9 protein-coding genes are annotated in these 10,249 nt (G+C 67.8%); 6 read left to right on the forward strand and 3 right to left on the reverse strand.

Annotation, left to right across the window (positions count from 1 at the left end; all coding sequences use genetic code 11):
* The first annotated feature begins 255 nt into the window (after positions 1–255).
* Entirely contained in the window at positions 256–651 is a 396-nt protein-coding gene (locus tag AC1DO7_RS35595; protein WP_441613043.1) for a DUF488 domain-containing protein, read from the forward strand.
* Between the two features lie 19 nt (positions 652–670).
* Here the strand turns inward: AC1DO7_RS35595 and AC1DO7_RS35600 are convergent, their stop codons facing one another.
* Together AC1DO7_RS35600 and AC1DO7_RS35605 are read right to left on the reverse strand one after the other, a co-directional pair.
* Entirely contained in the window at positions 671–841 is a 171-nt protein-coding gene (locus AC1DO7_RS35600; RefSeq protein WP_441613042.1) for a hypothetical protein, read from the reverse strand.
* A 216-nt stretch (positions 842–1,057) separates the two neighbouring features.
* Entirely contained in the window at positions 1,058–1,840 is a 783-nt protein-coding gene (locus tag AC1DO7_RS35605; protein ID WP_441613041.1) for a GntR family transcriptional regulator, read from the reverse strand.
* A gap of 295 nt (positions 1,841–2,135) precedes the next feature.
* Between AC1DO7_RS35605 and AC1DO7_RS35610 the strand changes: the two genes are divergently transcribed.
* The 3 genes from AC1DO7_RS35610 (at position 2,136) to AC1DO7_RS35620 (ending at position 6,383) form a co-directional block, all read left to right on the forward strand.
* Entirely contained in the window at positions 2,136–3,383 is a 1,248-nt protein-coding gene (locus tag AC1DO7_RS35610; protein ID WP_441613040.1) for a nucleoside recognition domain-containing protein, read from the forward strand.
* A gap of 495 nt (positions 3,384–3,878) precedes the next feature.
* Complete coding sequence (locus AC1DO7_RS35615; protein ID WP_441613039.1) at positions 3,879–6,014, forward strand: FUSC family protein; 2,136 nt, start codon at positions 3,879–3,881, stop codon at positions 6,012–6,014.
* Positions 6,015–6,104: 90 nt separating this feature from the next.
* Positions 6,105–6,383, forward strand: coding sequence for a DUF1488 family protein (locus AC1DO7_RS35620; protein WP_441613038.1), 279 nt, complete (start codon positions 6,105–6,107; stop codon positions 6,381–6,383).
* 61 nt (positions 6,384–6,444) lie between these two features.
* Here the strand turns inward: AC1DO7_RS35620 and AC1DO7_RS35625 are convergent, their stop codons facing one another.
* Complete coding sequence (locus tag AC1DO7_RS35625) at positions 6,445–7,290, reverse strand: L,D-transpeptidase (protein WP_441613037.1); 846 nt, start codon at positions 7,288–7,290, stop codon at positions 6,445–6,447.
* A 193-nt stretch (positions 7,291–7,483) separates the two neighbouring features.
* Between AC1DO7_RS35625 and AC1DO7_RS35630 the strand changes: the two genes are divergently transcribed.
* Together AC1DO7_RS35630 and paaA are read left to right on the forward strand one after the other, a co-directional pair.
* Positions 7,484–9,052: a glycosyltransferase family 9 protein gene (locus AC1DO7_RS35630; protein WP_441613036.1), complete on the forward strand. Its 1,569-nt coding sequence runs from the start codon at positions 7,484–7,486 to the stop codon at positions 9,050–9,052.
* A 167-nt stretch (positions 9,053–9,219) separates the two neighbouring features.
* Positions 9,220–10,239: a 1,2-phenylacetyl-CoA epoxidase subunit PaaA gene (gene paaA, locus AC1DO7_RS35635; protein WP_477117195.1), complete on the forward strand. Its 1,020-nt coding sequence runs from the start codon at positions 9,220–9,222 to the stop codon at positions 10,237–10,239.
* The last annotated feature ends 10 nt before the right edge of the window (positions 10,240–10,249 follow it).

Consider the following 10,249-nt stretch of genomic DNA (forward strand, 5'->3'; position numbering starts at 1 on the left):
CGCCAACCTCACCCGTTCACCCCGCAACCCTTGTCCCGTCTGCTTTGCAGCCGCGCTTCGTGTTGCGAGGGAGCGAATATTAAGGCCCGCCCACGGTCCTGGCAAGCCTTTTCTGAAATCATTTTCTTGCGGCGCAAAAAGTATTTCTCAAGGCACACGGCGGCCCTGCACCGAGTCAGAATCGTGCTGTCGGGGCACCCCCAGGGATGCCGCAACTCACGTTCGCAGTGCTTCTATATATAAGGAGATGCAGCAATGACGATCCGTATCGTGAAACTGGGCTCGCCACGCGCGCCTGACGAAGGACTTCGGATTGGCACCGTGCGCCGGCCACCCCGAGGCGTACCCAAGGCGGAGTTCGCATCGCGCGACTACTACGATGTCTGGTACCCGGAGCTTTCGCCGTCGGCGGACCTCGTTGCCCAGGCGCTAGCCATCCAGGCAGACGGCGACGACAAGGCCTGGCGCGCGTTCGAAAAGCACTTTCGCGCGGAAATGGCCCGCCCCGAGGCTAGCCGGACGCTGGACCTGCTGGCCGCGCTGTCACGGCAGACAAATTTTTCGCTTGGATGCTACTGCGAGCAAGAAAGCCGCTGCCACCGCTCGATATTGCGGTCGCTGCTGGAAAAGAGAGGGGCGGCCATGGCGTAGCCGCCAAGCGCGGGACGAGTCAGATCGTCTTGTGGCTGCCGGCGCACTGCCGGCGGAACAGCGTGCGCAGCGCGCTCCACTGAATGGGGAGCAGCGGCGTGCAATGGCGCACGGCGTCGCGCCTGGCATAGTGGGCCAGCAACTGCTCTCCGACCGACTGCCGGAAATAGGAGGGCGTCGGGTAGCTCATGGTCAATCCCTATTGTGGTTCATCAGGATTGACAGTATACCAAATTTGGTGCGCTGCGTCATGACGGGGCAGGCAACGGCTCCGTTCTGGTGCATCCCGGCAGCCAATAGCACAATGAAATCAAGGGCTGGACCACTCTTCGCGCCCGGCCGCCTGCTCGTGCCGCATCCGGCATATCGTATACCGGAAGCGCCGAGATCCTCCACCAAGCCGGGACTAGCTGGCGCTCGCTACGCGACCGCTGCGCTTCGCCGGGCTGGTGGCGGTGCGCTCCCCGGCCACGTCAGGTGCGCCGCTCTCCGCCTGCGCCAGCTCTTCCGCGGCCTTCGCCGCGCTATAGACATGCCGGGTCGCCAGCAGGGCCGCAAGATCGGCATCCCCGGCAATGACGGCCTGAAGGATCTGCGCGTGTTCTTCCCAGTTCTGGCGGGCACGCGTCACATTGGCCGGCGCAAACAGCAAACCCGTACGCTCCCGCAGCGTCCGCACCATGTCCTGGAGCACGCTGTTGGCGGCGATATTGCCAAGCACCTCGTGAAAGTGGGAGTTCAGTTCGACAAAGCGCTCGGACCGGCCGCTGGCAGCCGCTTCGGTCCCCTGGCGCAGGACCTCGTTGAGCTCCGCGAGCAGGCCGGGATCGCGCCGCTGGGCGGCCAGCTTGGCATTGAGCCCTTCCAGAGTGGCCCGGACCTCGACCATTTCCTTGGCGATATTCGGCGACAGTGTTGCCACCGAAGCCCCGCGCCGCGGCTCGATGCGGACCAGGCCTTCCGCGGCCAGGGCGCGCAGCGCTTCCCGCACGGGGATACGCGACACGCCGAGTTCGGTCGAAAGCTTGTTTTCGACCAGCCGGTCACCCTGGTTGTACTCGCCGGCCAGGATGCGCTGCCGCAAGGTATCGGTGACGAGGGCGAACAGGGGCGAATGCTGGGCGCCAAGGCTGGTGCCGGCGGAATCCGAAGCGGCGTGAGCGTGTTCGGTACCAGGGGCGTCGGACATAGATTCTGGCTTTGCTCGGCAGGACACCGTCGCCAGGCTGGCCGCGCATGCGAGCCGTCGCGGACGGGTCAAAGGGATCAAGGACCGCGGCGCGCCCTGTAAAGGATGCCGCAGCGGCGATATTGTCCGCATTGTATACCGGCGCAACGCCGTTTTTGCGCGCCGCGGCGCACCCGGTCCTTGCCCGTGATCAATTGCGACACCCTGCAGCACCCGGTGGCCGGGATGGCTCGCCCGGCACGCTATGATGCGTGGGCCCGAACTTTCCACAAACCCGCCCTCCTCCGATGCGCAGATGGCACTGAATATCGTCTGGCTGTCCTTCTTCCTGCTTGCCTTCATCGTCGCCTGCATCCGCCTGGCCATGGGAGACACCAGCGTCTTCCCCGCCATGCTGACGAGCCTGTTCGACAGCGCGCGCACCGCATTCGAGATCTCCCTGGGGCTGGCTGGCGTCATGAGCCTCTGGCTCGGCATCATGCGGATCGGAGAACGTGCCGGCGTGGTCGATGTCTTCGCGCGCGCGGTCAACCCGCTGCTGCGCCACTTCTTCCCGGGCGTCCCGCAGGGCCATCCGGCCCAGGGCGCCATGATGATGAACGTCTCGGCCAATATGCTGGGCCTGGACAACGCAGCGACGCCGCTCGGCCTGAACGCCATGCGGGAGCTGCAATCGTTGAATCCGCGCCCGGATACGGCCAGCAATGCGCAGATCATGTTCATCGTCCTGAACACGGCCGGGCTGACCCTGATCCCGACCTCGGTGATCGCGATGCGGCAAGCGATCGCCGTCAAGCAGGGCCTGACCGGCTTCAACGCAGCCGACATTTTCCTGCCCACCCTCCTCGCCACCTGTGTTTCCTGCGTGGCCGGCCTGCTCGCGGTGGCCTGGGCGCAGCGGCTCAACCTGCTCAAGCCAGCGGTGCTGGGCGCCCTGGGCTTGCTGGCGGCCGCGGTCGGCGGTCTGTTCCTGTGGCTGCGTCATGCCCCGCCGGAGCAGGTCAGCACCGGCACGGCGCTGGCCGGTAGCGGCTTTATCATCACATTGATCATCGTCTTCCTGGTCTGCGGCGCCGTACGCGGCATCAACGTCTACGACGCCTTCGTCGACGGCGCCAGGGAAGGCTTCGGCGTGGCCGTGCAGATCATTCCCTACCTGGTGGCAATCCTGGTGGCGATCGGCCTGTTCCGCGTGACCGGATGCATGGATGTGCTGATGCGGGGACTTACCGCGGCCTTTGCCTGGCTGGGCCTGGACACGGCGTTCGTGCCGGCCCTGCCGGTCGGCCTGATGAAGATCCTCTCCGGCGCCGGCGCGCGCGGCCTGATGATCGATGTGATGAGCACCTATGGCGTCGCCTCGTTCCAGGGCAAGCTGGCCGCGATCATCCAGGGCTCGACCGAAACTACCTTCTACGTGCTTGCCGTTTATTTCGGCAGCGTCAACATTCGCGATACGCGGCACGCGCTCGCCTGCGCCCTGTTCGCCGACCTTGCCGGGCTATGCGCCGCGGTAGGCATTGCATACCTGTTCTTCCGCTAGGGGCATTCCCCCATCGGCCACTACGCCGCGAACACATCGGCAAATTGCCGACGGAATCAGGGCGTGAAATCAGGAAAAAGTGGAGGCGGATGTTGTAAACGGCTACTTTGTTGTGCACAAACAACATGTTTGTGAAGCCAGACACGCACAGCCAATATGACGCTTGGTGCGTCGCAACAAATCGTATATAGTGGAGTCTGTCTCCTCCACCACCTCGGTGGATTCCAGCCCGCGCACGAAACTGCGCGGGTTTTTTTTGCCCGATTTTCGGCGCGCACCTGCGTTTCCCCCTGAAACGCCAATGCATTACCGGCCGGGAACCAACCCGTCCCCACCGTCGTGCCAGGTTGGCGATTGCGCGCACCGGGACGATGCGGCGGCGCACCTCCCCAGTGCAAATCGCCCGAGATGACACGATATGTTGCAACGCACCATACGGTGATCTAGAGTCAAGCCATCGCTTGCATCCGCCGGCGTCCTTACTTAGTTGTCGACATGTTTTCCGTGCCGTACCTGCCCCGTCCCGACGCCTCGATGCTGCAAAGAGGCCTGGTCTACGCTTTCTCGTTCCTGGCCCTGGCCGGAGCGGGATGGCTCACGGATCAGCCGGGCTACTTGTGGGCAGCCACCGCCTCGCTCTGGACCTGCCTCGCCGACCGCGGCGGCACCGCAGGCGAGCGGCTCAGGGCGCTGGGTTCGGTCGGCATGGGCGGCACGGTGGCGTGCGCGGTGGGTGTGGCCGTCGCCGGGTCTGCGTGGGCGGCGCTCGCCGCGGTCGGGATTGCCGGGCTCGCGGCTGGCCTGGCAGAGACCCGTGGGCCCGGCGCGGCCCTGCCCGCCAAGCTGCTCTACGTCATCCTGATCGCCGCATGCCTCCAGCCGGCCGGCGATGCCGCGCTGGCCGTACACGTGTTCGAGCGTAGCCAGGAATTCCTGCTCGGCGGCGTGTTTGCCTGCCTGGTGAGCCTGGCGCTGATTCCGTCCGCGCGCGACCAGCGCCCGCGCGCGGAAGTCATGGCGGTGTTCGGCGCCTTGTCGCGTCTTGCCGGGGCGCTGGCCGGCACTGAAGCGGTCGGCGATGCGGCTGCCAGCAAGCGCGACATCCGCGAGCGGATCGAGGCCGCGCATCTGGCCGTGCGCGCGCGCCGCAGCCTGCGCGATCCGCTGGGGCGGATGCGCTATGCCTATATCGTCAGCCTGGCCGATGCCATTTTTGCCCTGCTGATCGTCGCCGCCGAGTTGCGCAGCCGCGCAGACAGCGCGCCGGCAGGCGACCCGGGCGAGGGCAACGTCAGCCCGCTGCCGCTCCAGTACCTGCAGCGCTGCGTGGCCGAGATGCGTTTGCAGGTGGACGAGGCCCTCGCCCGGCCCGCGCCTGACCTGCCTTCGCTGTGCGCCGCACTGGTCCGCGAGTTGCGGCGCCTGCATGCGCCCCTGGCCAATGCCGACGCGCCGGCCGTGTACCAGTCCGCGGTGGGCGCCCTGGCCCGCTACCCGGCCTTCGCCACCTGGCATGGCGCGCACCGCCGGCCGCGTCACACGTTCCGGCAAAGGTGGCAGCGCTGGCGTGCCGCCCTGGCCGAACACACTGCCCGCGACGCCCGCGTGGCGCGCCATGCGGTGCGGCTTGCGCTGGCCGGCAGCCTGAGCCTGCTGCCAGCACAACTGTGGCGGGTGGATCATGGCTACTGGGTAGCGGTCACCGTCATCATGGTGCTCAGTCCGCAACTGCAGACCACACGCAGGATCTCCTTCCTGCGCTTTGCCGGTTCGCTGGCGGGAGCGCTGCTGGCCTGCGCCATCGGCCTCGCCCACCCGCCGGCGCCGCTGGCGCTGGTGATCAGCGCAGCGTGTCTCGCGGCAGCCTATGTCTTGCGGCTCGCCGGAAGCCCGGGGCTGTTCGCCCTTTGCCTCACGCCGGCTGTCATCCTGTTCTCATGGGTGGGCGCCCCGGCGGCGGACAGCAGCCACTTCGCCGCGCTGCGCGGCATCGATACCGCGCTTGGCTGCCTGATCGCGCTGGCCAGTTACTACGTGCTGGCACCGCGCGCCGAGCTCTCGCGGGTGCATCGCCACGGCGTCGACGCACTCGCCGCGAATGCCGCGTACCTGCGCGCGGCATTCGCGGGCGCCGGCGCGTTCACGACTTCGCCCACGCGCTCGCCCGCGCCGACCGCGGCCCGCCTGGAAACACTGCGCATCGGCGCGGGCCGCGCGTCCGCCCGGGCCGAGCTGACGCTGCAGCAGGCGGAGGCGGAACTGATGCCGGAACTGGCTGCGGCCTACGCCGGGCTTCACCTCACCTCACGCCGCATGGCCGCGCTGGCCGGCGTGGTGCGCGCCGGGCTGGCTGCCGGGAGCGGCGCCGGTGCACCACTACCAGCCACGCTGGCGACGCTGCAGGCCCTGGCGGGGCGGCTTTCGTCACTGGCGGCGCGRCCCGGGGAAAGCGCAGGCCCCCTAGCCAGTCCCGCGGACCACGGAACCGCCGCACCGCTGGACCGCTTCCTGCTCGAGCAGGCCGCGTTCGCCGCGGCGCAATCTGAGGCCGCGCACGAGGCGCTCGCCAGCGTGCGCCAGTTGACGGCCGGGCTTGCCGTTGCCGGCCAGCACTTGCCCCATCCCGGTTGATGGCGGTCAAGGCGACGCGCCGCACGGCGTCGCTCGGCCGCGCGATCTCCTAGAATGGTGTCATCCTCAGCGACCGGTGTGAGGCACGCCATGCCCGAGATCTCGTTTCCCCGCAGCGTTCCCACCTACTGTGCGGCCAGTCTTACGCTTTCCTGCCCCGCCACCGTGAACGGCAAGCCCACGCTGTATTCCATTACCGCCGAGGCGCTCGAGACGCACTTTGGCGCCCGTTCTCCGCGCGAGGAAGACCTGGTGCGTGCGTTCACCAGCCATCGGCAACGCATCGAACATATTGCCGAAGACTTGTTCGAACTGACCCAGGCCAGGGAGATCGTGCTGCGCAGCGGGCACATCCGCTTCGCAGGATAGGCGCGCCTGCGCGCTGCCGCCTTGCGCTTGCGCCGGCGCCAGTACGCCGCCGCCGGCGATATCACTCGCCTCGTACTGCACTTGCCGGGACGGACGGATCCCGCGCGCCCGAGTCGACGATCACCAGATAGCGCCCCGGCCGCGACACCGGTGTGCGATCCGGCGCGAGAACCCAGAGCGCATCGCCCCGCTCCACGGCGTCGAGGTAGTCGGCGTCGATCAGGCCAAAGCGGTCGATCAGCCGGTTGAGGGCGGCAGGAATGCGCACGCAACCCTTCGAAGCCGGATGCCCGAGGCGCGCTTCGAGATGTTCGGGATCGGTCGCGTGCATCTGCAGGCGCATCTGGCTTTCGCCGCCCTTGCCCCAGCCGCGCTCTGCATCGACCCAGCCGAAGTCATAGACGCGCATGCCGCGCGCGCCATAGCCGCGGATGCCATTCTCGTTGACGGTGCCCTCGGCGCGGAAATCCATGTTCTCCAGGCTGTGGTCGAACACGCCGAGCGGCGTGATGAAATGATCGAAGGTGCCCGGCTTGCCGGTCGAGGTGGGTGCCGAACCCACCCACCGCCAGGGCGCATCGCCATCGGACCGGGCGAACAGCATGGCAGCCTGTACGCGCGGGTTGCGGTCGACCAGCACCACCCAGTCGCCGGCGTCGGCGTCGTGCCCCACAGCCTGCAGCGCCGAGGACAGCAGGCCGGCATACCGTTGCGCCTGCGCGGCCGGCAGCTCGAGGCGGTGCGGCACCTGCCGGGCAAACGCCTGCCGCACGGTACCGAACTCGTTGTTGGCGCTGGCGGCCTGGGGCAGGAGCGACAGCGCGGCCAGCAATATCCACAATGCCAGCCAGCCGAATCGGTGGCGCAGGCACGGGCCGAAAAGCCCGTCATGGGGACTGCATTGCATAATTGCCTCCTTGCACAAGATCTTGCACCGGCCGCTGCGATCATCATTCGCCCGTGCCCGACTTCGCGCACTGCCCTGCGTCAAGGCACATGCGCGAAGCCGGCGTGGCGAAGCCAGTAGCGAAGCGGCCTCCATATTTAGACTGCCGGCGCGGCCATGATTTCCCGACGCCGCACGGCCACAGCGTTTGTCAATGGATCAGACTCAAGTCATCAACCAAGCCCGCCAGCGTCTCGCCGCGGGTGATTTCGCCGGCGCCCGCGCGGCGCTCGAAGCCCTGCTTGCGCAGGAACCCGGGCACGGCGGCGCCCTGGAACTGCTGGGGCTGGCCGCAGGCAACCAGGGAGATTTCCGGGCCGCGGCGGCGCATCTCGACAGCGCCGCGCAGGCGGGTGCGGGCTCGCCGGAGCTCTACTACAACCTGGCGGTGGCGCGCCAGAAACTGGGCGAACACGAGGCGGCGATCGCTGCCTTCTCGCAAGCAGTGGCATTGCGCAGCTATTTTTTCGAAGCCCACCACGATCTCGGCCTGTCGCTCGCGGCATCCGGCAACGCATCTGCGGCCATCGCCGCGTTCGACGCCGCGCTGAAGCTGCGCCCGGGAAGCTTCGAAGCGCTCTACAACAAGGGCAAGGCGCTGAGCGAGCTCGACCGCTTCGCCGACGAGATCGACTGCTACCAGCGCGCCATCCAGCTGCGGCCCAACTTCGCCGGCGGGTACGTCAACCTGGGCGTGGCGCTGCGCGACCTGCATCGTTTCGACGAAGCCATGCGCCACTTCAAGAAGGCCGTCACGCTGGACGCAAACGACGCGCTGGCGCGTTGCAACCGCGCCCAGACCAATCTGCTGATGGGGGTCTTCGATCACGGCTGGCGCGAATACGAATGGCGCTGGCTGGACGGCACGCCCGCGCACCGCCTGCCGGGCAAGCCCTGGCTGGGCGAAGGCAGCCTGGCCGGCAAGACCATCGTGCTGCATAACGAACAGGGATTCGGCGACACCATCCAGTTCGCCCGCTACGTGCCGGCCGTCGCGGCCATGGGCGCGCGCGTCATCCTGCAGGTGCAGCCCGCGCTGGTGCCGCTGCTGCAGGGCCTGCCCGGCGTCGCGGAGCTGATCGCCGAAGGCGACCAGCTGCCTGCCTTCGACTGCCATTGCCCCTTGATGAGCCTGCCGCTGGCCTTCCGCACCAGCCTGGCGACCATTCCGCCCGCGCCTTACCTCAACGCCGACCCCGCGCTCAGCGCAGCCTGGCGCGCCCGGCTGGAGGCGGACTCCGCCGCCGGCCGCCGGCCACGCATCGGCCTGGTCTGGTCCGGCAGCACCTGGCACCGCAACGACCGCAACCGCTCGCTGGCGCTGGACCAGCTGCGCCCCCTGCTCGCGGCCGATGCGAGCTTCGTCTCGCTGCAAAAGGACGTGCGCGCCGCCGACAGCGCCACGCTTGAAAGCCTGCCGCAGCTCATGGACGTATCCGGCGAGATCGCCAGCTTCGCCGACACCGCCGCCCTGATCGACAACCTCGATCTGGTCATCAGCGTGGACACCGCCGTCGCCCACCTGGCCGGCGCGCTCGGCAAGCCGGTCTGGCTGCTGCTGCCGTTCTCGCCCGACTGGCGCTGGCTGCTCGAGCGCAAGGACTCGCCTTGGTACCCAGGCATGCGCCTGTTCCGGCAGGCCGCGATGCGCGACTGGAACGGCCCGCTCGACGAACTTGGCGCTGCGCTTGCCGCCCTGCCAGAAGCTCACCCGCGCGGCTAGATATGCGTGCTTGCGGCCGGTGCTTCACGTGAAACGCCGGCCGCGCTGGGCCTCGGGAAAACACCATTCCCAGATAAAGTGACCGACCAGTCGGTTTATATATAATGCTCCTACCCGCTGCCAATCCATGAAAGCAACAAACGCGCGGCCCCGTCAAAGGAGGCGTTATGTACACCCAGAGTCTGGATCTTCCCGGCGGCGTAAACGCACAGGCCACGCCTGACGGACTGCGCGCCGCCCCGGACGCGGCCAGGCAGGAAGCCTTCGACACCCGCATCGCGGCCGATGCCAAGATCGAGCCGCAGGACTGGATGCCCGAGGCCTACCGCAAGACCCTGGTGCGGCAGATCTCCCAGCACGCGCATTCCGAGATCATCGGCATGCAGCCCGAAGGCAACTGGATCAGCCGGGCTCCGTCGCTCAAGCGCAAGGCCATCCTGCTGGCGAAAGTGCAGGACGAAGGCGGCCACGGCCTCTATCTCTATTCGGCGGCGGAAACGCTGGACGCTTCGCGCGACGACCTGGTCGACGCGCTGCACGCGGGCCGTGCCAAGTATTCCTCGATCTTCAACTACCCCACCCTGACCTGGGCCGACGTCGGCGTGATCGGCTGGCTGGTCGATGGCGCGGCGATCATGAACCAGATCCCGCTTTGCCGCTGCTCCTATGGCCCCTACGCGCGCGCCATGATCCGCATCTGCAAGGAAGAATCCTTCCACCAGCGCCAGGGTTTCGACGCGCTGCTGGCGATGATGGGCGGCACCGACGCCCAGCGCGAGATGGTGCAGGACGCGGTGGACCGCTGGTGGCTCCCGGTGCTGATGATGTTCGGGCCGCCCGATGCGGCATCCACCAACAGCGCCCAGACCATGGCCTGGGGCATCAAGCGCATCTCCAATGACGACCTGCGCCAGAAATTCGTCGACGCCGCCGTCGCGCAGGCCAAGGTGCKGGGCGTGACGCTGCCCGACCCGGGCCTGCGATGGAACGCCGAGCGCGGCCGCCACGACTACAGCCCGCTGGACTGGGACGAATTCTGGCGCGTCATCAACGGTGACGGCCCCTGCAACAAGGAGCGCCTCGCCACCCGCGTGAAGGCGCACGACGAAGGCGCCTGGGTGCGCGAGGCCGCGCTGGCCTATGCCGCGAAACAGAATGCAGGACAGGCCGCCCTGCGCGCGGCCTGAACCGCAGGCC

Source organism: Cupriavidus sp. 05N40, from assembly GCF_056397305.1.